The sequence below is a fragment of the Microtetraspora fusca genome, assembly GCF_001570365.1.
GTDB classification, from domain to species: Bacteria; Actinomycetota; Actinomycetes; order Streptosporangiales; family Streptosporangiaceae; genus Microtetraspora; species Microtetraspora fusca.
On the sequence record NZ_BBYK01000042.1, the window covers coordinates 191928 to 214488 of the forward strand.

General features: G+C 70.1%; 22 protein-coding genes. 7 read left to right on the forward strand and 15 right to left on the reverse strand.

The window, feature by feature from the left end:
- Nucleotides 1-78: 78 nt before the first annotated feature.
- The 7 genes from AWQ68_RS10095 to hppD all read right to left on the reverse strand — a co-directional run bounded on the left by AWQ68_RS10095 (nucleotide 79) and on the right by hppD (nucleotide 7296).
- Nucleotides 79-1047, reverse strand: a complete 969-nt coding sequence (locus AWQ68_RS10095) for an ABC transporter substrate-binding protein (protein ID WP_066938188.1) — start codon at nucleotides 1045-1047, stop codon at nucleotides 79-81.
- 44 nt (nucleotides 1048-1091) lie between these two features.
- Nucleotides 1092-1910 carry an ABC transporter ATP-binding protein gene (locus AWQ68_RS10100; RefSeq protein WP_066938190.1) on the reverse strand — a complete coding sequence of 273 codons (819 nt, stop codon included), beginning with the start codon at nucleotides 1908-1910 and terminating at the stop codon, nucleotides 1092-1094.
- Nucleotides 1903-2994 (reverse strand): FecCD family ABC transporter permease, encoded by a 1092-nt coding sequence (locus AWQ68_RS10105; RefSeq protein WP_169808890.1) that lies wholly within the window; start codon nucleotides 2992-2994, stop codon nucleotides 1903-1905. Before AWQ68_RS10105 ends, AWQ68_RS10100 begins: the two co-directional genes overlap by 8 nt.
- Nucleotides 2991-3971, reverse strand: a complete 981-nt coding sequence (locus tag AWQ68_RS10110; RefSeq protein WP_245655837.1) for a FecCD family ABC transporter permease — start codon at nucleotides 3969-3971, stop codon at nucleotides 2991-2993. Before AWQ68_RS10110 ends, AWQ68_RS10105 begins: the two co-directional genes overlap by 4 nt.
- A 135-nt stretch (nucleotides 3972-4106) precedes the next feature.
- Nucleotides 4107-5573, reverse strand: a complete 1467-nt coding sequence (locus AWQ68_RS10115) for a M1 family metallopeptidase (RefSeq protein ID WP_084463834.1) — start codon at nucleotides 5571-5573, stop codon at nucleotides 4107-4109.
- A gap of 67 nt (nucleotides 5574-5640) precedes the next feature.
- Nucleotides 5641-6150, reverse strand: coding sequence for an RDD family protein (locus AWQ68_RS10120; protein WP_066938199.1), 510 nt, complete (start codon nucleotides 6148-6150; stop codon nucleotides 5641-5643).
- A 54-nt stretch (nucleotides 6151-6204) separates the two neighbouring features.
- On the reverse strand, nucleotides 6205-7296 hold the full coding sequence (gene hppD / locus AWQ68_RS10125) for a 4-hydroxyphenylpyruvate dioxygenase (protein ID WP_066938201.1): 1092 nt from the start codon (nucleotides 7294-7296) through the stop codon (nucleotides 6205-6207).
- A 96-nt stretch (nucleotides 7297-7392) separates the two neighbouring features.
- Between hppD and AWQ68_RS10130 the strand changes: the two genes are divergently transcribed.
- Entirely contained in the window at nucleotides 7393-7875 is a 483-nt protein-coding gene (locus AWQ68_RS10130) for an Lrp/AsnC family transcriptional regulator (protein WP_245655838.1), read from the forward strand.
- 144 nt (nucleotides 7876-8019) lie between these two features.
- Entirely contained in the window at nucleotides 8020-10293 is a 2274-nt protein-coding gene (locus tag AWQ68_RS10135) for a transglycosylase domain-containing protein (protein ID WP_245655839.1), read from the forward strand.
- Nucleotides 10294-10433: 140 nt separating this feature from the next.
- Here AWQ68_RS10135 and AWQ68_RS10140 read toward each other — a convergent pair whose 3' ends face one another.
- From AWQ68_RS10140 to AWQ68_RS10150, 3 genes are all read right to left on the reverse strand, one after another.
- A complete protein-coding gene (locus AWQ68_RS10140; RefSeq protein WP_066938207.1) occupies nucleotides 10434-12431 on the reverse strand; it encodes a thioredoxin domain-containing protein in 1998 nt (665 codons plus the stop codon).
- A 67-nt stretch (nucleotides 12432-12498) separates the two neighbouring features.
- A complete protein-coding gene (locus tag AWQ68_RS10145; RefSeq protein WP_066938211.1) occupies nucleotides 12499-13398 on the reverse strand; it encodes a nucleotidyl transferase AbiEii/AbiGii toxin family protein in 900 nt (299 codons plus the stop codon).
- Entirely contained in the window at nucleotides 13398-13988 is a 591-nt protein-coding gene (locus AWQ68_RS10150) for a type IV toxin-antitoxin system AbiEi family antitoxin domain-containing protein (RefSeq protein ID WP_218006828.1), read from the reverse strand. Before AWQ68_RS10150 ends, AWQ68_RS10145 begins: the two co-directional genes overlap by 1 nt.
- Before the next feature lie 130 nt (nucleotides 13989-14118).
- Between AWQ68_RS10150 and AWQ68_RS10155 the strand changes: the two genes are divergently transcribed.
- Complete coding sequence (locus AWQ68_RS10155) at nucleotides 14119-15279, forward strand: hypothetical protein (protein ID WP_066938217.1); 1161 nt, start codon at nucleotides 14119-14121, stop codon at nucleotides 15277-15279.
- A 24-nt stretch (nucleotides 15280-15303) separates the two neighbouring features.
- On the opposite strand, the gene AWQ68_RS10160 is transcribed toward AWQ68_RS10155, so the two are convergent.
- The 3 genes from AWQ68_RS10160 to mca are packed head-to-tail and all read right to left on the reverse strand — an operon-like array spanning nucleotide 15304 to nucleotide 16656.
- Nucleotides 15304-15582, reverse strand: coding sequence for a GNAT family N-acetyltransferase (locus tag AWQ68_RS10160; protein WP_066938218.1), 279 nt, complete (start codon nucleotides 15580-15582; stop codon nucleotides 15304-15306).
- 3 nt (nucleotides 15583-15585) lie between these two features.
- Nucleotides 15586-15765 (reverse strand): large conductance mechanosensitive channel protein MscL, encoded by a 180-nt coding sequence (locus tag AWQ68_RS10165; protein ID WP_066938221.1) that lies wholly within the window; start codon nucleotides 15763-15765, stop codon nucleotides 15586-15588.
- Between the two features lie 9 nt (nucleotides 15766-15774).
- Complete coding sequence (gene mca, locus AWQ68_RS10170) at nucleotides 15775-16656, reverse strand: mycothiol conjugate amidase Mca (RefSeq protein WP_066938223.1); 882 nt, start codon at nucleotides 16654-16656, stop codon at nucleotides 15775-15777.
- Nucleotides 16657-16773: 117 nt separating this feature from the next.
- On the opposite strand from mca, the gene AWQ68_RS10175 reads away from it, so the two are divergent.
- From AWQ68_RS10175 to AWQ68_RS10185, 3 genes are all read left to right on the forward strand, one after another.
- Nucleotides 16774-17247: a DUF4307 domain-containing protein gene (locus tag AWQ68_RS10175; protein WP_066938226.1), complete on the forward strand. Its 474-nt coding sequence runs from the start codon at nucleotides 16774-16776 to the stop codon at nucleotides 17245-17247.
- A gap of 76 nt (nucleotides 17248-17323) precedes the next feature.
- Entirely contained in the window at nucleotides 17324-17824 is a 501-nt protein-coding gene (gene greA / locus AWQ68_RS10180; RefSeq protein ID WP_066938229.1) for a transcription elongation factor GreA, read from the forward strand.
- 182 nt (nucleotides 17825-18006) lie between these two features.
- On the forward strand, nucleotides 18007-19287 hold the full coding sequence (locus tag AWQ68_RS10185; RefSeq protein ID WP_084463835.1) for a C40 family peptidase: 1281 nt from the start codon (nucleotides 18007-18009) through the stop codon (nucleotides 19285-19287).
- Nucleotides 19288-19404: 117 nt separating this feature from the next.
- Here the strand turns inward: AWQ68_RS10185 and AWQ68_RS10190 are convergent, their stop codons facing one another.
- Together AWQ68_RS10190 and AWQ68_RS10195 are read right to left on the reverse strand one after the other, a co-directional pair.
- On the reverse strand, nucleotides 19405-20952 hold the full coding sequence (locus AWQ68_RS10190; RefSeq protein ID WP_066938231.1) for an ABC transporter substrate-binding protein: 1548 nt from the start codon (nucleotides 20950-20952) through the stop codon (nucleotides 19405-19407).
- Nucleotides 20953-21077: 125 nt separating this feature from the next.
- A complete protein-coding gene (locus tag AWQ68_RS10195; RefSeq protein WP_066938234.1) occupies nucleotides 21078-21710 on the reverse strand; it encodes an acyl-CoA-like ligand-binding transcription factor in 633 nt (210 codons plus the stop codon).
- Nucleotides 21711-21984: 274 nt separating this feature from the next.
- Between AWQ68_RS10195 and abmR the strand changes: the two genes are divergently transcribed.
- A complete protein-coding gene (gene abmR, locus AWQ68_RS10200; protein WP_066938236.1) occupies nucleotides 21985-22503 on the forward strand; it encodes an ATP-binding transcription factor AbmR in 519 nt (172 codons plus the stop codon).
- The last annotated feature ends 58 nt before the right edge of the window (nucleotides 22504-22561 follow it).

Below are 22561 nucleotides of genomic sequence, written 5' to 3' on the forward strand. Positions count from 1 at the left end.
GACACCCACTGGCGGACCGGGCGTTCGCGGACACGAAGACCCCCGGGCGCGCGGTGGCGCCCGGGAGGTCCCCGTCGATCAGCCCTTGTTCGTGACCATCTTGGCGGTGAAGTCCTTCAGGAACTCCAGGGCGGCGAGGCCGCCGGAGCTGTTGTTCCACAGGTCGTTGCGCACGGTCAGGACGCGGTCGTTCTTGACGGCGTCCAGCGACCGCCAGGTGGGCGAGGACTTGGCCTGCCCGAGCGCGGTGTCGGCCTCGGGGTTCAGCGCGCTGATGAAGACGTGGTCCACGTCGATCTCGTCCAGGCGTTCCATGCTCAGGGTCGCGCCGTGGCCGCCCTTCTCCACGTCCACGATCTTCGGAAACCCGTAGCCCAGCTCACCGAGGAGCTGCGCGGACTGCAGGCCGCGGTACATCGGGGTCGGGCCGTCGGTGCCCCACCGGATGAGCACCACCTTGCGCCCGGAGACGTCGCCGAGCGACGACTTGACCGTGGCCAGCTCGGCCTCCACGTCGGAGACGAGCTTGGTCGCCACCTCGGGCCGGCCGAACGCCGTGCCGGCCTCGGTGACGACGTCGCGCCAGGCCCGGAACTGCGCGGCGGGATCGCCGATCACGACGGTCGGGGCGATGCGGCTCAGCTCCTTGTACGCCGCCTCGTCCACGCCGGTCGCGCTGCCCACGATCATGTCGGGGCCGGTCTTCGCCAGGGCCTCGTAGTTGATCTCCCGTACGTTGCCGACGACGGGCACGTCCTTCACCTTGTCGGCGAGGTAGGGGTTGGGCGTGTCCAGGCCGCGCGTCGTCGTGACGCCGACGGGCGTGATGCCCGCCGCGATCGCGAAGTCGAGCGCCTCGTCGCCGAGTACGGCCACGCGCGTGGGCTCGGCCGGGACCTGGCTGGTGCCGTACGCGTGGGCGGCCTGGCGGGTGTCTCCCGCGCCGGCGGCTCCGGACGTCTCGCCGCCGCACGCGCTGAGCGAGAGCGTCACCAGCGCGCCCGCCGCGAGCGCCGTCCGCATCCTCGCGGCCTTCCACACTTTCATCACGTCGTCTTTCTCCTCAGCTCGTCGATTTTCGGTAAGGGGCATCAAGAGGCGGCCGGGGCGGCACGGCGTACGGTCAGCGGCACGGAGGCGGGGATGACCAGCGGCGCGCCCGAGTGCGGGTCGGCCACCACGTGCGCCTCGACGTCGAAGACGGCGCGCAGCGTCTCGGGGGTGATCACCTCGTCGGGCGTCCCGTCGGCGGCGATCCGGCCCCGTTCCATGGCGATCACCCGGTCGGCGTACCGCGCGGCCTGGTTGAGGTCGTGCAGGACGAACACGATCGTCCGCCCGGCCGAGACGTTGAGCTCGACGAGGAGGTCGAGCACCTCGGCCTGGTGGCCGATGTCGAGGTACGTCGTCGGCTCGTCGAGCAGCACCGTGTCGGTCCGCTGCGCGAGGGCCATCGCGATCCACGCCTTCTGCCGCTGACCGCCGGACAGCTCGTCGACCGGCCGCCCGGCGAACGCCGTCATGTTGGTACGCTCCAGAGCCTCGCGGACGGCGGCCTCGTCGGTCTCCGACCACTGCCTGAGCCACCTCTGGTGCGGGTAGCGGCCCCGCGCGACCAGGTCGGCGACGGTGAGCCCCTCGGGCGCCGACGGTCCCTGCGGCAGCACGCTGAGCCGCCGGGCGATCTCCCGGGTCGAGAGCGTCGCGGTGTCCCGGCCGTCCAGGACGACGGTGCCCTCGCTGGGCAGCAGCCGGGACAGCGCCCGGAGCAGGGTCGACTTGCCGCAGCCGTTGGCACCGATGATCGCGGTGATCCGGCCCCGCATCAGGGCGAGGTCCAGCCCGTCGATCACCTCGTGGCCCCGGTAGCCCACCACCAGGCCGCGCGCGCCGAGCGCTTCGTCATCCATTGGTACTCCTAGAGCCGCGCTTCATCAGCAGGTAGACGAGCCAGGGGCCGCCGGCCAGGGCGGTGACGATCCCGACGGGGATCTCGGCGTCCCCGGCGAGCTGCCGCCCGGCGAAGTCGGCGGCCACCGCGAGCAGCGCGCCGAAGATCGCGGACGTGACCAGGCCGCCGTCGGGCCTGCCGATCAGCCGCCGGGCGATCTGGGGTGCGACGAGCGCGATGAACGCGACCGGCCCGGCGACCGCGACCGATGCGGCGGCGGCCAGCACGCCGGCCCCGATGAGCAGGAGCCGGGAACGCTCCAGGGGCAGTCCGAGGGCGCGGGCGACGCCGTCGCCGAGTGAGAGCGTGCGCAGCCGGGCGGCGAGCCCGGTCGCGAGCGGCAGCGTCACGGCGAGTCCGGTCGCGAGCACCGCGACCTGCTCCCAGCCGAGGCCGTTGAAGCCGCCCAGGGTCCAGTTGTGCGCCCGCTCGGCGGTGTGCACCTCGGCGAGCATGAGGACGTACGACGTGCCGCCGGTGACGCACGCGTTGACCCCGATGCCGACCAGGATCAGCCGCATCCCGTTGATTCCCCGCCGGTACGCCAGGAGGTAGACGGCGGCGGTGGCCACGGCGGCCCCGGCGAACGCGCCCCCGGTCAGCGCCGCCGTACCGGTGAGGCCGAGGGTCATCAGGACGACCGTGACGAGCGCGGCGCCGGTCTCGACGCCGAGGACGTCGGGGCTGGCCAGCACGTTCCTGGCGAGCGTCTGGAAGACGGCGCCGGAGAGCCCGAGCAGCGCGCCCGCCAGCGCGCCGCCGACCGCGCGGGGCAGGCGGAACCGCTGCACGATGTACGACTGGCCGCCCGAGCCGCCGAAGATCGCGTCCACGACCTGGTCGAACCGCAGCGGATAGTCGCCGAAGCAGATCGACGCGACGGCCAGCGCCAGCAGGACGGCCAGCGCGGCGGAGGCGACGAGCAGGGCGCGCGGGGCCAGCCGGGCGGAGAACCCGGGCCCGCGTACGGCACGGCCCAAGGCCCGGTTAAGAGCGCGGTCGGGGGCCGGGTCCGCCGCGCCGCTGTGGAGGGACGCGGTCACAGCTCGCGCACCGCCCTTCTGCGTACGAACCAGATGAACACCGGAGCGCCCACCGCGGCGGTGATGGCTCCCACCTGGACCTCCGAGGGGATCGCGACGACCCGGCCCACGATGTCCGCCCCGAGCAGCACCAGCGGCCCGAGCAGCGCGGAGTACGGCAGGACCCGGCGGTGGTCGGGGCCGGCCAGCGCCCGCGCGACGTGCGGCACGGTCAGCCCGACGAACCCGATCGGCCCGACGGCGGCGACGGCCGTGCCGGAGAGCAGGACGACGGCGAGCGCGGCGGCGCCCCGGACCAGGCTCACCCGCTGTCCGAGGGAGCGGGCGACGTCGGCGCCCATGGACAGGGCGTTGAGGCCGCGGATGACGCCGAACGCGAGCAGCGCTCCACCCGCGAGGAACGGTGCCGCGGCGAGCAGCAGGTCCGCCTTCGCTCCGGCGAGCGAGCCGACGCTCCAGAAGCGGAACTCGTCGAAGGCCGTCGAGTCGGCGTAGAGCACCAGCGAGGTGGCCGAGCCGATGAAGGCGCTGATCGCGGCGCCGGCGAGGGCCAGCTTGACCGGCGTGGCGCCGTCCCGGCCGCGCGAGCCGACCAGCCAGACGGCGGCGCTGACGAGAGCGGCCCCGGCGAACGCGAACCCGACATAGGCCCGGAAGTCCAGCAGCCCGAAAACGTAGATCGCCACGACGACGCCGAAGGCGGCGCCCGCGTGGACGCCGAGGATGCCCGGGTCGGCGATCGGGTTGCGCGTCAGGCCCTGCATGACCGCCCCGGACAGCCCGAGCGCGGCGCCGATGACGAGGCCGGCGACGGTCCGGGGGACCCGCAGCTCCCAGATGACGTTGTCGTAGAAGCCGCCTCCCGGCGAGAACAGCGCGCTCAGCACGCTGCCCGGCGGGATGAACCGGCTGCCCACACCGATCGACAGCATCGCCACGACGCCGACGGCGATCGCGAGGGCCACGAGCCCCGACACCGCAGCAGACCCTCGGGAGGGCATCCCAAAATCACCCCATAGCCCGATCAAAGGACAGGAACGAAGGTAAGGCTAACCTAAGTTCCTGCCGGATGATCCGAGCGGGGTCCCCCTATGTGTCCACGAGTGGTCCGGTCAGCCCAGAGTGGGGCGGGTCGGCTGGAAGAGCCACGCGTCGAACAGCGGCCCCAGCTCCTTGCCGGAGGTCTGCTCGGCCATGGCGATGAACTCGGCCGTCGTGGCGTTCCCGTACTTGTACGTCGCCGTCCACTTCCTGATCAACGTGAAGAACGCGGTGTCGCCGATCTTCTGGCGCAGGGCGTGCAGCGCCAGCGCACCCCGCGTGTAGACCGCGTCGTTGAACAGGTCCTCGGGCCGCGGCTTGGCCGGCGGATAGGTCCACATCGCGTTCGTCTTGTCGGCGTACGCGTTGCGGAACATCTGCTCGGGGGTCGCCCCGCCCGTGTGCTCGGACCACAGCCACTCGGCGTACGTGGCGAAGCCCTCGTTCAGCCACAGGTCCTGCCAGCGTTTGACGCTCACGCTGTCGCCGAACCACTGGTGCGCCAGTTCGTGCGCGATGATGCCGGAGTCGGGCGTGAAACCGCCGTAGATGGGCTTGGTCTGGTTCTCCAGCGCGTATCCCGCGTTGAAGTCGTCGATCACTCCGCCGGTTGAGGAGAACGGGTATGGCCCGAAGACGGTCGCCCAGTAGTCGGTGATCTCGGCGCTCTTCGTGTACAGGGTGTCGAGCGCGTCGCGGTACTTCGGGTCGGTCGCCGCGTAGACGGGGATGCCGCCGGGGGAGGTGCCGGTGCGCACGTCGAACTTCCCGGTGGTCATGGTCGCGAGGTAGCTCGCCATGGGGTGCTTCTCGCGCCAGACGAACGTCGTCTTCCCGCCGCTCGTCTTGGGCGGCGCCGCCTGCTCGCCGTTGGCGATCGCGGTCACGCCTTCCGGAACGGTGATCTCGAAGTCGTACGTGGCCTTGTCGGAGGGGTGGTCGTTGGACGGGAACCACGTCTTGGCCCCGTTGGGCTCGGAGGTCACGAACGACCCGTCCGGCGTCGGGATGAACCCGTACGTGCCCAGGTTGGAGGAGTTGCGCACCGGGTCGGGCACCCCGGAGTAGTGAACCGTGACGGTGAAGGGCGCGTCCTTGGCGATCAGCTTCGGCGCGGTGACCACCAGTTCGTCGCCCTCCCGGGCGAAGCTGGCGTCCGAGCCGCTCACGGTCACCTGGCTCACCGTGAATCCGTGCAGGTCGAGGTCGAACCGCGACAGGTTCTGCACGGCCGTGGCCTGGATCTGGGCGCTCCCCGCGAGCAGCTTGGACGCCGGATCGTAGGACAGCTTCAGCGTGTAGTGCCCGACGTCGTACCCTCCGTTGCCGTCGAGCGGGAACGCGGGGTCGCCGACGCCGGGAGCGCCGACCGTGTCGGAACGTTCCACGCGGGAGCCGGGCGAGGCCGCGGTCCCGCCGCCGGAGGCCCTGCCGTTGTCGGCGGGGGCGGTCACGGCTCCCTCGGAGGGCGCGCACCCGATCATCGAGATCAGGGCGAGCGTGGCGAACATCGTGGTCAGTCGGCGTGCGGCCATCATCGAGCCAGCGTATGCGAGGGAACGGGTGCCCTGGTGACCTGGTGCCCGACAATCGTGCGGCCGGTCATCAGGCGTCCACGACGAGGGTCCCAGCGGTCTTGTCGTGCAGCGCCTGCTTCCTACTGTCGAACACGATCCAGCCGAGGTCGAGGATCCAGAGGCAGCACAGCCACGCCAGCACGACCTCGGTGATCTGCCGGATGGCGGCCTGCCCCACCCCGATGCGCTCGCCGTTCTCGCGCACGACGCGCATCCCGAAGATCTTCTTGCCGGGGGTCTGACCGTTCCAGTACGCGTGGAAGAGCCAGTAGTAGAGGAACCCGACGATGCTCGCCAGATAGGTGTGGGTGACGTCGACGAGGGTTACCGTGCCGGTCTCCGGGTGCGTGACGATGCGCCACGACGTCCACACGACCGGCGAGGAGATGATCGCCACGATGACGAAGTCGAAGATGCCGGCGAACAGGCGGCGCCAACGTCCGGCGAGCGGGGGAGCCGCCGGCCCCAGGGGTGGCGGCTCCCACGGAGTCCGCGGCTCGGGTCGCGGTTCACCTTCAGGCGGAAACGATGGTTCCATGCCCCTTTGGTCACCTCGCTCCGCCCGCCCGAAAGCCCCTGCGGGGCAAAATCGCTAAAGGTTTCCGCGCAGCGCCTGCTCGCGCTCGATCGCCTCGAAGAGCGCCTTGAAGTTGCCCTTGCCGAAACCGAGCGACCCGTGCCGTTCGATCAGCTCGAAGAACACCGTGGGCCGGTCCTGCACCGGCTTGGTGAAGATCTGTAGCAGGTAGCCGTCTTCGTCCCGGTCGACCAGGATCCGCCGCTTCTTCAGCTCCGCGACCGGCACCCGGACCTTGCCGATCCGCGCGCGCAGCTCGGGGTCGTCGTAGTACGAGTCCGGTGTGTCCAGGAAGTCCAGGCCGGCCGCGCGCATGCGGTCCACCGCCGAGAGGATGTCGTTGGTCGCGAGCGCGATGTGCTGCACGCCCGGCCCGCCGTAGAACTCCAGGAACTCGTCGATCTGCGACTTGCGCTTGCCGGGGGCGGGCTCGTTGAGCGGGAACTTGACCTTGCGGGTGCCGTCGGCCACCACCTTCGACATCAACGCGGAGTATTCGGTGGCGATGTCGTCGCCGACGAACTCGGCCATGCGCGTGAAGCCCATGGTCCGCTCGTAGAACTCGACCCACTCCTCCATGTGCTCGACGTTGCCGACGCAGTGGTCGATCGCCTGGAACATCCGCTCGCCGGGCGGGACGATCGGCGTGGCGGCGACGTAGCCGGGCAGGTACGGCCCCGAGTAGTTGGAGCGTTCCACGAGCGTGTGCCGCGTCTCGCCGTACGTCGCGATGGCCGCGAGCGTGACCTTGCCGTGCTTGTCCTCCATCAGGTACGGCTCCACGACGCCGGTGGCGCCGCGCTCCAGTGCTGTCCGGTAGGCGGCCTCCGCGTCCGGCACCTCGATCGCCAGGTCGATCACACCGTCGCCGTGCTCGGCGACGTGCCGCGCCGTCGGCGTGCCGGGCCGTACGGCGCCGCGGAACTCGAATCGGGCGCCGCCCGACGTCAGGACGTACGCGACCTCGTCGCGGCTTCCGTTCTCCGGGCCCCGGTACGCGACCAGGCGCATCCCGAAGGCGGTCGAGTAGTAGTGGGCCGCCTGCTTGGCGTTTCCCACCGCGAAGACGACCGCGTCCATGCCGTGCACAGGGAACATATCACTCATATCGTCACTCTCTGTCACACTGGCCAATGTGTGCAATAGATGCCAAAATTAGTGGACAATCTGCCCGGTCCTCATCGGCAAACCTGGGAGAACGTTGTGACGATTGATCAGCTCGATGTACGGCTCATCTCCATGCTCGCCGCCGAGCCGCGCATCGGGGTCCTCGAGTGCTCCCGGCGGCTCAACGTGGCCCGCGGCACCGTCCAGGCCCGGCTCGACCGCATGGTGGCGCGCGGCGTGATCACCGGATACGGCCCCGACATCGATCCCACCGCCCTCGGGTACGGCGTGATGGCCTTCGTGACGCTGCAGATCCGGCAGGTCAGCGGGCACAGCCCGGTCGCCGACCGGCTCGCCCTCGTGCCCGAAGTGTTGGAGGTCCACACCATCACCGGTGGCGGCGACATGCTGTGCCGGGTGGTCGCCCGCAGCAACGCCGACCTCCAGCGTGTCATCGACCTCATCGTCGACGTGGACGGCGTCGTGCGCACGTCGTCGGTGATCGCGCTGGACACGCCCGTGCCGTACCGGGTCCTGCCGCTCGTCGCCGCCGCCAACCGGGGTGAGAACCGGAACTGAGCACCGGAGCCCATGACCGGGGCTCGGCCCAGGGATGAGGCGCTGTGGACCGGAGCGCGCGGCACCGTTATGGATCGTTTACCGTTGAATGGTTCGCCCAGGTCTCGCAAGGGCAGCGAGAGTGTGAGCAACCGGGGGTAATACGTGGAGACCGAGGAGATTCCGGACCAGCCGTCCGGGTCCGAGCCGCCGTCCCGGCCGACGGGGAAGCGGCCGAGACGGCGGTTTCTCCGGGTCGCCCTGATCGCCTTCGGCGCCTGCGTGGCCGCGGTGGTCGGCCTGGTCGCCGTCGCGTGGGTGATGACGCCGATCCCCGACACGACCCAGGACGACGCCACGGCGCAGGGGGCGGTGATCTACTACCGGAACGGCAAGACCGTCCTCGCCACCGAGGGCAAGAACCGCAAGAACGTCCCGCTGAGCGAGGTGCCCCAGCCGGTCAGGCAGGCCGTCATCGCCGCCGAGAACCGGACCTTCTACAGCGACAACGGCGTCTCCCTCACCGGCACCGTGCGGGCGTTGTGGTCGACAGTCACCGGCAAGCAGCTCCAGGGCGGCTCGACGATCACCCAGCAGCTCGTCCGCAACTACTACAGCGGCCTCAGCCAGGAGCGTTCCGTCGATCGCAAGCTCAAGGAGATCCTGATCTCCCTGAAAGTGGATCGGTCCAAGTCGAAGGACTGGGTGCTGGAGCAGTACCTCAACACGATCTACTTCGGCCGCGGCGCGTACGGCATCCAGGCCGCGTCCCAGGCGTACTTCAACAAGAACACGCGCGACCTGACGCCGGCCGAGGGCGCCTACCTCGCCGCGGTGATCCAGCAGCCGTCCCGCTTCGCGAACCCCAAGGGCGACGATCTCGACGCGGCCAAGGCGCGCTGGCAGTCGGTCGTCGACGGCATGGTCCAGACCCGGTCGATGACGGCCGAGCAGGCCACGTCCCTCACCTTCCCCACGCTGGCCAAGGAGAAGGCCCCGCTCACCCGCAACGACAAGAACGGCTACATGGTCGAACAGGTCGTCGCCGAGCTGCACCGGCTCGGCTACACCGACGAGGACATCCAGCAGGGCGGCCTCAAGATCACCACGACCTTCGACAAGAAGCTGATGAAGCTCGCCGAGGAGTCGGTGAAGGCGGTCCTGCCCGACAACACGCCCAAGAAGGTGCGGACCGGCCTCGCCGCCGTCGATCCCCGCACCGGCGAGGTCCTCGCGTTCTACGGCGGCAGCAGCTACACGTCCAACCAGTACGACAACGCCTTCTCCGCCAAGGTCCAGGCCGGCTCGACCTTCAAGCCGTACACGCTGGCCGCGGCGCTGGAGAACGGCTTCAGCCTGACCAACCGGGTCAACGGCAACTCGCCGATGCGGATCGCCTCGGCCACCATCCCCAACTCGGGCGGCCATTCGTACGGCGCGTCCATCGACCTGGTGCAGGCCACCCGCAACTCGGTGAACACCGCGTTCGTGGACCTCGGCCAGCAGGTCGGCCTGGGCAAGGTCGCCAAGGCGGCCGAGGCGGCGGGCATCCCCGAGAGCCAGCTCGCCCAGCACGAGGCCGCCGCCACGTTCCCGCTCGGCGTCGCCTCGGTGAGCGCCGTGCAGCAGGCGTCCGGGTTCGCCACGTTCGCGGCGGAGGGCATCCACCATGACGCCCACGTGATCCGCTCGGTCACCGACGCCAACGGCAACACCCGGAAGATCACCGCCCCTGGCACGCGGGCGTTCAGCGAGGACACCGCCGCCGACACCACGTACGCGCTGCAGCAGGTGGTGCGCGGCGGCACCGGCACCGGGGCGCAGCTGCCGGACCGCCCGGTCGCCGGGAAGACCGGCACCACCGACAAGTCGGCCGCGGCCTGGTTCACCGGGTACGTCCCGCAGCTTTCGGTCGCGGTCAACATGTTCCGCGACGACAACAAGCCCGTCGAGGTCCCCGGATACGGCGCGCTGTACGGCGGCACGCTGCCGACCCAGATCTGGAAGCGCTTCATGAGCGAGGCGATGGACGGCAAGCCCGTCAAGGAGTTCCCCGGGCCGGTGTCGTACTACTACGGCGGCTACAACTCCTACGACCAGTACGGGTCGTACGGCGGCTACGACCGCTTCGGGGATCGGTACGGCGACCGCTTCGGTCAGGGCGGCGACACGGCGACGCCGAACCCCGACCCGGGGGCCACCGATCCGGGCTCCCCGGGCGGCACGCCCGGCGGCGAGACCACCGGTCCCGGCCGTCCCGGAGGCCCCGGGAACGGAGGCGACGGCGGCCAGGGCACCGGTGGTCCGGGCACCGGCGGTCCGGGCGACGGTGGCCAAGGGACCGGCGGTACAGGAGGCGGCACGGGAGGCGGTGGCACGACGGAGCCGCCGGGGAACGGCGGCGCCACCGAGGCGCCGCCCGACCAGCCGATTCAGTGACCGCCGACCCGGCCGGCCGAGGGGGCCTCTGAGAGCCGTCACACAAGGCCTCGTGGGCGGGCCGGGGCCCGGGGGCCTCTGAGAGCCATCCCGCAAGGCCCCGGTGGGCGGGCCGGGCCTCGGGGACTATGCCGCGCGCCTCATCGGGCCAGCTCCGCCTTCAGCTCCGCCGGGGTCGTGACGGGCGCACGGCAGGCGAATCCGCGGCACACGTACGCCGCGGGCGCTCCGTCCACCGTCGGCCGTCCTTCCAGCAGCGGGACCTCGACGTCCCGCCTGGCCCCGCCGCCGTCGGAGGGCTCCCCGAGCGCGACCACCAACCCCGGGGCGGTGGACGTGAGGGCGGCGCGGTGCAGCGCCTTCGTCCGCGGGTCGTCCTCCGGGCCGACGATCGCCACCTCGGCCGGGCCGTGCAGCGCCGCCTCGGCCACCGCCAGCCCCCACCCGGCGAACCTCGCGTACTTCCCGGCCAGGACGGTGACCGTGCCCAGCGCCTCCTCGGCGGCCTCCCGATGCCGGGACGAGCCGGTGAGCGCGGCGTAGGAGAGCAGCGCGCCCGCTGCCGCGAACCGGCCGGACGGCGTGGCGTTGTCCGTCGGGTCCTGCGGACGCTGGAAGAGCCGCTCGCCGTCGTCCGCCGTGTCGAAGAACCCGCCCGAACCATCGGAGAACCGGGTCAGCAGCGTGTCGAGCAGCTCACCGGCCAGCGTGAACCAGCGCGTCTCACCGGTCACCCCGTAGAGGGCGAGCAGGCCCTCGGCCACGTCGCCGTAGTCCTCCAGCACGCCCGCGTTCCGCCCCGCCCGGCCGTCCCGCGACGTGCGCAGCAGTCGTCCGTCGTCCATGTGCACCCGGGCGAGGAGCTCGGCCGCCGCCGTGGCCGCCTCGACGAGATCGGGCCGCTCGAACAGCGCCCCGGTCTCGGCCAGCGCCGCGATCGTCAGGCCGTTCCACGCCGCCACCACCTTGTCGTCCCGACCGGGGCGCGGCCGCGTCTCGCGCGCCGCCAGCAACGCCGTACGGACCCGGTCGAGACGGGTCCGGTCGCCGGGGTCGGCACGGAGTTGAAGGACCGACGTGCCGTGCTCGAACGTGCCGGTCACCTCGAAGACGGAGGCAGCCCAGGAGCCGTCGTCGTCCCCGAGGACTTCGCGAAGCTGGTCCGGGGTCCAGACGTAGAAGAGGCCCTCGCCGTGCCGGCCGTCCGGGCCGGTGCTGTCCGCGTCCAGCGCCGAGGCGAATCCGCCCTCGGGCGTCCGCATCTCGCGTAGCAGCCAGTCCGCCGTCTCCAGGGCCACCCGCCGGGCCAGGGGCGAGCCCGTCGCCCGCCACCAGTGGGTGTACGCGCGCAGCAGGAGGGCGTTGTCGTACAACATCTTCTCGAAGTGGGGCACGACCCATTCGGCGTCCACCGAGTAGCGTGCGAAGCCTCCGCCGAGCTGGTCGTACATGCCGCCCCTGGCCATCGCGTCCATGGTCTGCTCGGCCATGGCGAGGGCGTCCGGGGTCCCGTGCCGGAGCAGGAACTCCAGCACCATGGAGGGCGGGAACTTGGGCGCGCCGCCGAAGCCGCCGTTACGGGGGTCGAAGCCGCCCGCCAGGTCGCGTACGGCCTGCTCGAGTGTGGCGGCGGTGGGCAGCGGGCCGGACGGCAGCCGGGTCTGCTCGTTGAGCGCCTCGACGATCTTCGTTCCCTGCCGTACGACGGCGTCGCGCTCGTTCTGCCAGGCCTGCGAAACGGCCTGCAGCAACCGCTGGAACTGCGCGCGCGGGAAGTACGTCCCCGCGTAGAACGGATGACCGTCCGGGGTGGCGAAGACGGTCATCGGCCAGCCGCCCTGGCCTGTCATCGCCTGGGTCGCGGTCATGTAGACCGCGTCGACGTCGGGTCGTTCCTCCCGGTCCACCTTGACGTTGACGAACCGCTCGTTCATCAACTCCGCGGTCGCCTGGTCCTCGAACGACTCATGCGCCATCACATGGCACCAGTGGCAGGCGGAGTACCCGACGCTGATCAGCAGGGGGATATCGCGCCTACGGGCCTCGGCGAAGGCGTCGGGACCCCATTCGAACCAGTCGACGGGGTTGTCGGCATGCTGCGCCAGGTAGGGGCTGGTGGCGTCCTTGAGCCGATTCATGAATATCTCCCCGGCATGAGCGTCGCGGCCATCTCCTGCCCAGTAAACAGCCTGCGCGTACCGGGACTCATGACCAGGTGCGCGACGAGCGGTCCCACCTGCTCACGGGGGAGGCGGCCTCCAGGAGCGGGTCGGCGAAAGCGATCACGCCCTGCACGACGGTGGTGAAGTCCTTCGGATATCCGGCGCCTTCGACGCCCTGCTTGGCGCGCCAGGCACTGTACGGAAGCTGCCGGGAGGTGGCCAGGCCGCCGATCACATCGCTCAGCGGGCCGAGCACGAGCCCACGATGCGCGGCGGTGGCGTCGAGAGCGTGTCGCAGCGGCGCCGCCGACAGGTCGTGTTGGCCCGTCAGGCGCCAGACATCGGCGTAGTCACGGTCCCGGGTGTTGGAGCTGGAGCGTTCCAAACATGTGATGACCTTCTCCGCCAGGACGGTCTCGATGGGATAGCCGAGCAGGGGGAAGCTGCCGCCGTCCACCAGTTCGGGATACCGGATCCGCTGCGGCGCCGGGGTGACGGGGTCGCCGAAGCTGATGTCGAGTTGGAGCCGAGCTCGCGCCCTGCCCAGGCGGGCCGGAATGATCACGCGGATCCCGCCGTAGAAGTCGTCCTCTCTGATCGGGGACGCCCGGAGCGCGGAGTGTTCGAAGTCGATCCCGTCGTCCAGCGGCATGGCCGCGATCTTCGCGACATGGGCCAGCACAATCTCCTCGTCGTTGCTGATCGCGCGTGCCAGCAGGTCGATGTCACGCGTGGTACGGCGAGCCTCGAAGAGAGCCAGCAGCAGGCCGCCCTTGAGGACGAACCGGTCGGCGAGGTCCGACGCGCTGATCCGGAAGAGAAAACGCTCCAGCGCGTAGAGCGTGATCAGCTCCTCGGTTGATCGACGTTCCCGGTGCGCCAGAGTGCGCAGATGGTTGTACGCCCGTCCGACCGATGTGTCGTTGGGGGGATAAGGGGACATTACGCAAGCACCACCTCGATCGCCTGTTTCACCGGACCTTCGACGTCGAGAACTCGCGCGAACCGGAGCAATTCGCCGCTGGTGGTCCCTCGTCGCCGAAGGTAGGAGCGAAGGGCACGTAGGGCGACTTCATCGCCTACGCGATGACGAAGCCGCATACAGTCGACCACGCTCCGTGCAGGACTGTAGATCCGAATGTGCTCACCAGGGGCGACTTCACGAATTTCCAGCCCTTCTTCGAAGGTGGCGAGGTTGAAGCGGTGTGCCGTCGTCGGCGGATAGGAGATGTGGGGCAAACCGGCGTTCCTCGGGACGGCCACGTTGACGGCCATGGGGATCTCGTCGGTCAGGTTGTGTACGGACAGTGCCGTTTCGAGGCAGAAGATGCCACGTGGAACCCGTGCCGCGACCGCGAGAAGGTCGAGGAAGGTGGTCTCGGAGGCGTCGGCGCGGCGGTAGACGCCCCGGGACAACTCGTCGATTTCGCCGTTGTCGACGAGCCGCCTCACGGCCCGGGACGACAGGCCCGCCGTCCGCGCCTGGCCGGCCGTGAAGGTCGGTCCGAGACGGCCTGGGAGCTCCGAACGCATGTGCTCACCGCCCTGCATCAAAGTACTACCAGCTTGCGCTTCCTGGTAGTAGTTTGAAGTACCTACCCGGGCGTTTCCTAGTGGGTGGGGGGATGTGTTCTCGGGGCGGCACGGCGTAGGCTCACGGGGCGTGAGCTTGGATTTGGAATTCGCCGTCCGGCACGCGGGCCGGTCGGCGGACGAGTTGACGCGCCGCGACGTGGCGCGGGTGTTGCTGGCGGTGCCCTCGGGTCATGCCCTCGTCGCCCTTCCGGATCTGAGGCGCGAGCTGCTGGCCGTGGGAAATCCGCTGTCGGCCCCGTTCTGGGAGTCCGCCAAGGCGACGCTGTCCAGCATCGAGTCCGGTGTGGCCACGGTCGGCGACGTTCAGCGCTGGCTCGAATCGACGGGCAGCGAGCCGATTCTGCTCACCCGCAGCTACTTCGTGTGGCCCGAGGAGAGCGAGCGCGGGCCGGTCGCGACCGAGATGCACGCCCGCATGGTCGCCTTCCTCGAAGAGCGCGTCGCGTCCGGCCAGATCGACGTGGACGCACTGGCCAGGGGTGACGTGAACGCCCGGCACGCGTACGAGGAGCTGCAGGAGCGCTGGCTGGGCACGCCGCTGCCGGACGGCCGGGTGCCGGGCACGGCGGTCAGCGAGGAGCAGGAGGAGGAGCTGTACGCCGCCTGGGACGAGGAGGAGGCGTACGCGCTGGGCGAGCTCCGCCGGGTCCTGGCCGGGCTGCCCGAGCCGCCGCTGCCCGCGAGGGAACTGCGCTCCGCCGCCCTGCGGCTGCGGGTGACGCTCACCGAAGACAGCTATCCGGGCAACGTGCTGCGGGCCTGCGCCGGGTTCGACGACGGCGTGCTCCCCGACGGCGACGAGGACCTCTGGCTGGCGGTGGCGGCGGGCATCGCCTCGCCGGTGTCGGATCTGCCCGACGAGGAGAACGCCGCCCGGTTCTTCGACCTGGACGGCGAGCTGAGCCACGAGGACTCGATCCTCGCCTCGCTCTGCGCCATCAACCACGCCGACTGGCTCGCGACGGTCACCACGCTGGCGAGGTACGGCCCCGGTGCGCTGGCCTCGCCGGAGCGGATCGCACGGTTCATCGCCGACTCGGAGGACGCCGACCCGGACACCGAGGACGCCCTGACCGAGCCGGAGGATCTGGAGGCGACGGAGATGCTGTTCACCGCCGTCACTCCGTTGTGGGCGCATCTCGGCATCGTGGACAAGGCCGAGGTGTTCACCCCGCTCGGTTGGTGGGGCCTCCCGAAGGCGCTGGAGCGCGCCTGGTCGGTGGACTGACCACACGGCCGGGCCGCCGGGCGGTCACTCCGCCAGCAGGTCGCGGTACTCCGGATGGAGCTCGATGTAGCGGGCGACGAACGAGCAGCGCGGCTCGACCGTCCGCCCGTCCTCCCGCACCTGGTCGAGGGCGCCGCCGACGAGACGGCCGCCGAGGCCCTTGCCCTCGTACTCCTTGCGGATCTCGGTGTGGGTGAAGACGACCGTGTCGCCGCGCAGGACGTACTCCGCGAAACCGACGACCTCGCCGTCGAGCCGGAGCTCGTACCGGGAGGTCGCCGGGTCGTGGATCACTTCCGCCACTCTTCAAGCCTCACGTACGGGGATGGCGGCGTGCTGCTCGCGCTCGTACGGCACCTCAATCTTGCGCATCTGCCTGTTCATGGACTTGATCAGGAAGAAGAGGGCGAAACCGATGGCCGCGACGATGATGAAACCGATCAGACCCGGGCCGATGGCCTGGCCGGCTGCGGTGGTTGGAGTCACGCATCCAGCTTACGAGCAGGCAGGGGTGACCTCCGCGTGGATCCCCGTGAAGAGGTCGTCCTCCGGCAGCGTCGTGTCCACCAGCGACCGGGCGAGGTGGTAGTCCTCGGTCGGCCAGACCTCCTGCTGGATCTCGCGCGGGCAGACGAACCAGAACCCGTCGGGATCGACCTGGGTGGCGTGCGCGATCAGGGCCTGGTCGCGGATCTCGAAGTACTCGGCGCAGGGCACCTTGGTGGTGACCTCCCACTTCTGGGGGCGGTCCTCCCAGCGGGAGATCCAGTCGGCGTACGGCGAGCCCATGCCGCGCGCGTTCATCGCGTCGTGCAGCGCCTCGAACCGCTCCTTGCTGAACCCCATGTGGTAGTAGAGCTTCAGCGGCTGCCAGGGCTCGCCGGTGCCGGGGTACTTGTCGGGGTCGCCCGCCGCCTCGAACGCCTCCACCGAGACCCGGTTGGTCATGATGTGGTCGGGGTGCGGATAGCCGCCGTTGTCGTCGTACGTCAGGATCACGTGCGGGCGGAACTCGCGGACCATCGCGACCAGCGGCGCGGCGGCCACCTCGAGCGGCTGCACGGCGAAGCACCCGTCGGGGAGGGGCTCGCTCTCGTCCTCGGGGAGGCCCGAGTCGACGAAACCCAGGAAACGCTGCTTCACGCCGAGGATCTCGCGTGCGCGCTCCATCTCCAGCCGGCGTACCTCGCCGATGTTCTCGACGATCTCCGGCCGGTCCATCTTCGGGTTGAGGACCGAGCCGCGTTCACCGCCGGTACACGTGGCGACGAGGACGTCCACCCCTTCTCGCACGTAGCGGGCCATCGTGGCGGCGCCCTTGCTCGACTCGTCGTCGGGGTGCGCGTGAACGGCCATCAACCTCAGCGGTGCACTCACGGCTCTCCTCAATGTGTCCAGTCAGCTCCCCGAAGAGGTTAGCTTCTGGAGGGGGCGAGACCCCCGGGTTGGACAATTGCTTCGGACAACACCGTATGACCCCAGGGAGATTCCGCGATGGCCGCCGAATCCAGCAGCAGGTCCGGCGACGGGGCCCGCGACGCCGGTGACAGGACCGGCGCGCCCGTCGCCGCGCCCATCCTCGGCACGCCGGAGGACTTCCCCGAACGGCCGCGCCTGCAGGGGCGCCCGCGGATCCTGGCGTACGTGGTGATCAGCGTGCTCGTCGCCGTCATAGCGGGCGGCTGGGGGTACGTCATGATGGCCGCGCGCGGCAACCCGGATGTGCGCGGCGACGTGATCACGTACGACGCGAGCGCGTCCGACTTCGCCGAGTTCACCTTCTCGGTGCACAAGCCCGCCGACAGCGAGGCGATCTGCCGGTTGCGGGCCGTCGACGCCGGCCACACCGAGGTCGGCAGCAAGGAGGTGACCCTCCCGAAGGGGAGGTCGGACCTCACGCTCACCGATCGGCTGAAGACGAGTTCGCAGGCCACGAGCGTGCTCGTTCAGTACTGCGATCTCGTATAGTGGAATCTTTGGGGAAGCGTTCGAAGGCGTTAACTTGTAAGCCTTTCGAGTCACTTAGAGGAACCAAGGAGAGCCCGTGGCCGTCTCCCAGAACGACAACGTCACCTGGCTGACGCAAGAGGCGTACGACCGCCTCAAGGAGGAGTACGAGTACCTTTCCGGCCCGGGTCGCACGGATATCGCGAAGAAGATCGAAGCCGCCCGTGAAGAGGGCGACCTCCGGGAGAACGGCGGCTATCACGCCGCCAAGGACGAGCAGGGCAAGATGGAGGCCCGGATCTTCCATCTCCGCCAGATCCTGGACAGCGCCAAGGTCGGTGAGGCACCCCGCGCCGAGGGTGTCGTCGGTCCCGGGATGACCGTGACGATCCGATTCGTGGGTGACGACGAAGAGGTGACATTCCTGCTCGCCTCCCGCGAGGAGAGCGGAGCGCCCATCGACGTTTACTCGCCGAACTCGCCGCTCGGCTCCGCCATCAACGGCAAGAAGGTCGGGGACAAGGCGAAGTACACCCTGCCGAACGGCCGTCAGAACGAGGTGGAGATCCTCGACGCCGTTCCGTACGTCGGCAACTAGGCGCTCCTTCCGGTCAGGGCGCGGCCCCGACCACACCTGCTTCGGAACCCGTCGGCACGTCTTCGTGCCGGCGGGTTCCGGCATGTACGGCGATTGCGGTATTCGCCCCCGTACGGCAGTCTCGTTGATCGGGCTCGCCGATCCCTTCCTGGAGCGGGCTCACGGGGCGGAGAAGGGGTGGCATGGTGCTCGACCGGAGCACGCGGTCCACGTTCCGGACGAGCGTCGCCCGGGTCGTGTCCGAGACCAGGCAGGACCTGGCCTACCGGCCGAGGATGGCCCGCCGCCGACGGGCGCCCCGCGCGGCCGTTCCCATCATCGGGGCGCTCCTGGTCTCCGTGTTCACCGCCGACCTGGTGGTGCTCAGCCGCGACCCCGGCACACCCCCGCCCGTACGGCGGGAGGCGACCCGGGCCGGCGCCGAGGAGCGCGACCGGCAGGTCACGTCGGCCGAACAGGTCAGGGCGACGACGCCGGTGGTGGCGCCGCTGAAGAAGCTGCGCGACCCGCACCTGTTCGTGGTGGCCCGCACGTCGCTCTCCCCGGACGTCGTGGCGAAGGTCCGCGCGGTGAAGGGCGTGGTCGCGGCCGAGGTGACCGACGCCGCCGACGTCATGATGGACGGCAAGCGGGTGCAGACCCTGGGGGTGGACCCCTCGACGTTCCGCCCCTTCACGCCGAAGACGACGGCGAAGTCGGACGCCCTGTGGAACAACATCGCCGCCGGCGAGGTCGCGGTCTCCTTCGACCTCGGCCAGGACGGCGGCATCAAGCTGGGCTCGACGGTGCCCGCGGGCGGGCGACACCAACTGCGGGTCGGCGCGTACGCCACGATGGGCATGGGCTCGATCGCGGCCGTGGTGTCCCGGCCGACCGCGCGGTCGCTCGGCATACCCGAGGGCAACGCCCTCGTCGTCAGCGCGCCCAAGGTCGACTCGGGCAAGCTGCGCAAGGCGCTGCTGAAGATCATGCCCAAGGGCAGCCAGGCCGTCTCGATCAACCCGGTGGTCGTCCTGCCGCCCGGCCGGACCACCTCGCAGAAGACCTGGCCGGTGAGCGCCTTCATGTCGGTCGACCAGCTCAAGGTGGCGCTCCAGGCGGCGGTCAGCAAGCTGGGCCGCCCGTACGTGTGGGGCGCCGAGGGCCCGAACAGCTTCGACTGCTCGGGCCTGGTCCAGTGGGCGTACGGCCAGGCCGGGGTCCGGATGCCGCGGGTCACCCACCAGCAGTGGGCGACCGGCCCGCAGGTGCCGCTCTCGCAGGCGCAGCCGGGCGACCTCCTGTTCTGGCGGAACGACCCGACCAACCCCAACTACATCTCGCACGTCGCGATCTACTGGGGCAACGGCAAGATGCTGCACGCCCCGCGCACGGGCGACGTCGTCAAGATCGCTCCGGTCTACACCCGGAATCTGGCCGGGGTGGTCCGGGTCAGCCCCTGGGTCGCCGTCCGCGTCCGCTGACCCGGAGGGACGGGCGGACCCGGCGACCGCGGTGCGGTGTCCGCTGACGTTCACCGGGTCCGTTCCGTGCCGTGACCTCGACCGTCCGTGGAACCCGGCCGAGGTCCGGGTGAGGCGCTACGCGAGCTTCACGGTCATCGGGTCCAGCCACCCGGTCGGGGTGAGGCCGACCTTGGCGATGCGCTCGGAGAACCCGGCCTGCTGGCCGTTGACCCAGAGCGGGATGGCGGGCAGGTCCCTGACCAGCAGCGCTTCGGCCTGCTGGTAGAGCTTGATCGCCTTGGCCGAGGACCGCTCCCGGTCGGCCGCCCGCAGCAGCGCGTCGAAACGGGGGTTGCGGTAGCCGCTGTCGTTGGACAGCCCGTCCGAGGCGTACATGGGGGCGAGCGCGTTCTGGATGTGCGGGTAGTCGAGCTGCCAGCTCGCCCGGAACATGCCGTCCAGCCGTTCGCCGATCACGGCGTTCCGGAAGGCGCTGAAGGTCCGCAGCGACTTGGGGACCACCTTCACCTTGCCGCCGAGCGTCTTGGTCACGCTCTCGGCGACGCGCTTGACCCATTCGCCGTGCGCGCTGTCGGCGTTGTAGTACAGCGGGAGAACGGCCGGCGGCCGGAATCCCGACGCGAGGGCCTTCGCCAGATATTCGCGTGCCTTGTTCGGGTTATAGGTGCACACCTGCCCGCAGGGGTCGCGCCTGCTGCCTTCGGCGGTGGGCGGGACGAAAGAGTGGGCGGGGACGCGATCGCCGCCGAAGACCTCCCTGGCGATCGTCTCCCGGTCGATCGCCATCGAGATGGCCGTGCGGAAGTCGGCGTTCGCCGCGACCTTCGCGGGGAAGGTGACCATCTGGTTGACGTGGCCCGGCCGACTGATCACCCGCCCGCCCAGATCCGTTTTGAAGGTCGCGAGCTTCGTCGAGGGGATCAGGCTGGTGAAATCGATGTCACCGGAGCGCAGGGCGGCGTAGAGCGCATTGTCGTCCCGGTACGCCCGGTAGACGATCCTGGCGACGGTCGGCTTGGGGCCGGGGTAGCCGTCGAACCGCTCCACCACGCTCTCCGAGGAGGGCGACCACGAGGCCACGCGGAACGGGCCGTTGCCGACGGGCTTCTTCTGGAAGCTCGCCGGGTTTTTCAGCGTCGAGTCCGGCAGCGGGGAGAAGGCCGTCATGCTGAGCCTCTTCACGAAGACGCCGAGCGGCGCGGACAGGGTGATCGTGAACGTGTGGTCGCCGGTCACCTTGAGTCCGGACATCTTCGGCTTGCCGTAGCCTTCGATCTCCTCGAAGAGGAAGGAACTGTCCGTCTTCGTCGAGGCGACCTGGTTCCACGCCTCGACGAAGTTGCGCGCCTTGACCTCGGTCCCGTCGTGGAACCTCCAGCCCTTCTTCAAGGTGACGTAGTAGACCCGGTTGTCCTTCGTGGTGATCGACTGGGCGACCGCGTAGCGAGATCCGGACGTGCCGGGCACGTACTCGGTGAGCCCGGTGAAGAGCGCGTCCAACGATTGGGAGCCGCAGGCGTCCACGCTGCCGACGTTCGAGATCGCGTACGGGGCACAGATCCCTACGGTGATCTCCGAGGTGTCGGCGTGCGCGGTGCCTGCCAGCGCCGTGCCGGGCAGCAGGGTAAGGGCCGCGACGGCGGCGAGTCTCCGACGAGACATTTCTGGCCTCCAGTGGAGATTTCCGGTGAAAAGCCGGTTGATCTTACGAGGGAGGCCAGACTCCCGTCCTGACATCAGGCCGCGACTTGATCACGATTTCAGGGTCATGACCCGACGGTCATGGGTCAGAGGGGGAGGCCGCCTTCGAGGAGCGCCAGGGCCTCGTCGACCGCGTCGGGCAGGGAGCGGGCGGTGCCCGTGGCGCCCCAGCTGTACAGCGCCGGGAGGATCGTGCCCAGCACGGCCCCGGCGAAGGTCCGCACGGCCGGGGAGGTCCGCTCCCGGCCGGTGCGCTCGGCGATCACCCCGGCCATCCCGTCCACCGTGGTGAGCAGGTTGTCGAGGCTGCGGGCGCGTACGGCCGGGATGTTCATCATCAGGCGGATGCGGAGGCGGACGTCCTCCAGCTCCGGCTCCGGCACCTGCGCGAAGGTGGTGCGGATCCCCTGGCGGATGGCGGCGAGCGGGGGCAGCTCCGCGGGCTGCGCCCGGATCGCCGCCACGAGCAGGGGGTCGTAGTCGTCCTGGATGATCAGGTCTTCCTTGGTCGGGAAGTACCGGAAGAACGTGCTCGGAGACACCTCGGCCGCGTCCGCGATCTGCTCGACCGTGGTGGCCTCGTACCCCTGCTCGGTGAACAGCCGGAGGGCGTGCTCCTGGATCGCCCGGCGGGTCTTGGCCTTCTTGCGCTCGCGCAGGCTCAGGACGGTCCGCTCCGGGGAGTCCGCGATCCGGTCAGCGCGCTGAGGTGAGCTCATGCTCCCCGATTTTGCCGTCCTGTGGCTATTTGCGCTCCCTGTGTTTAATTGCGCTCGCTCCGCTCGCGCGGCTCGGGGCGCCTTGAGGCGATGTCTTCCCTCGTCGCTCGGAGTCGCTCGTTCCTCGCTGTGTCTATTGGCCTCGCTCCGCTCGGCGGCTCGGGGCGCCCGAAGTCGGCACGTGCCCTCGTCACGTCCTCGCTCCTTCGTCGCTCCGGGCGTTCCTCGGTTACTTCACCGCCGCGCCCCTCGCAGGCGGTGTAATCTTGATTACGTGGATACAGAAGCGCAGGTGCGGAGCTGGTTCGCCGACCGGCTGCCGGAGGGCTGGTTCACGGGGGCGCCCGAGTTCGTGCTCGACCGCGAGGAGATCGCCGTCGTCGGCGCCGTCCCCCCGCTGACGGTGGTGAGCGGGCTGCCCGACGTGGAGCGTTCCGCCGCCCTGGAGGGCTACGTGGAGCGCTTCCGTGAGGAGACCAGGGAGCGCCGCATCGCGATCGCCCGCGAGGCCGAGCGCCGGTTCCGGAGGAAGGTCGCCTGGGGCGTCGTCATCGAGGGACGCAGAGTGATGTTCACCACGTTGTCGGTGCCCGTCATGACGCGGCTGCGGCAGCCGGAGCGGCAGGTCCTCGACACTCTTGTCGCCGCGGGGGTCGCGCGCAGCCGCAGCGACGCCCTCGCCTGGTGCGTACGTCTCGTCGGGCGGCACACCGACACGTGGCTCGCTGACCTGCGGGATGCCCTCCAGCACGTGGATCGGATCCGCTCCGCGGGGCCCGATCGGGTGGACTAAACCAATGCGGAAAATGGCCTAGACCAGTTTCCGTGGCCTATACCAATATCGCGCGATG

Bases quoted from the DNA above. Each gene is read 5' to 3' on its own strand.
- AWQ68_RS10095 (WP_066938188.1), bottom strand. From the start codon at position 1,047: ATGAAAGTGTGGAAGGCCGCGAGGATGCGGACGGCGCTCGCGGCGGGC.
- AWQ68_RS10100 (WP_066938190.1), bottom strand. From the start codon at position 1,910: ATGGATGACGAAGCGCTCGGCGCGCGCGGCCTGGTGGTGGGCTACCGG.
- AWQ68_RS10115 (WP_084463834.1), bottom strand. From the start codon at position 5,573: ATGATGGCCGCACGCCGACTGACCACGATGTTCGCCACGCTCGCCCTG.
- AWQ68_RS10120 (WP_066938199.1), bottom strand. From the start codon at position 6,150: ATGGAACCATCGTTTCCGCCTGAAGGTGAACCGCGACCCGAGCCGCGG.
- hppD (WP_066938201.1), bottom strand. From the start codon at position 7,296: ATGAGTGATATGTTCCCTGTGCACGGCATGGACGCGGTCGTCTTCGCG.
- AWQ68_RS10140 (WP_066938207.1), bottom strand. From the start codon at position 12,431: ATGAATCGGCTCAAGGACGCCACCAGCCCCTACCTGGCGCAGCATGCC.
- AWQ68_RS10145 (WP_066938211.1), bottom strand. From the start codon at position 13,398: ATGTCCCCTTATCCCCCCAACGACACATCGGTCGGACGGGCGTACAAC.
- AWQ68_RS10150 (WP_218006828.1), bottom strand. From the start codon at position 13,988: ATGCGTTCGGAGCTCCCAGGCCGTCTCGGACCGACCTTCACGGCCGGC.
- AWQ68_RS10175 (WP_066938226.1), top strand. From the start codon at position 16,774: ATGGCCGCCGAATCCAGCAGCAGGTCCGGCGACGGGGCCCGCGACGCC.
- AWQ68_RS10185 (WP_084463835.1), top strand. From the start codon at position 18,007: ATGGTGCTCGACCGGAGCACGCGGTCCACGTTCCGGACGAGCGTCGCC.
- AWQ68_RS10190 (WP_066938231.1), bottom strand. From the start codon at position 20,952: ATGTCTCGTCGGAGACTCGCCGCCGTCGCGGCCCTTACCCTGCTGCCC.
- AWQ68_RS10195 (WP_066938234.1), bottom strand. From the start codon at position 21,710: ATGAGCTCACCTCAGCGCGCTGACCGGATCGCGGACTCCCCGGAGCGG.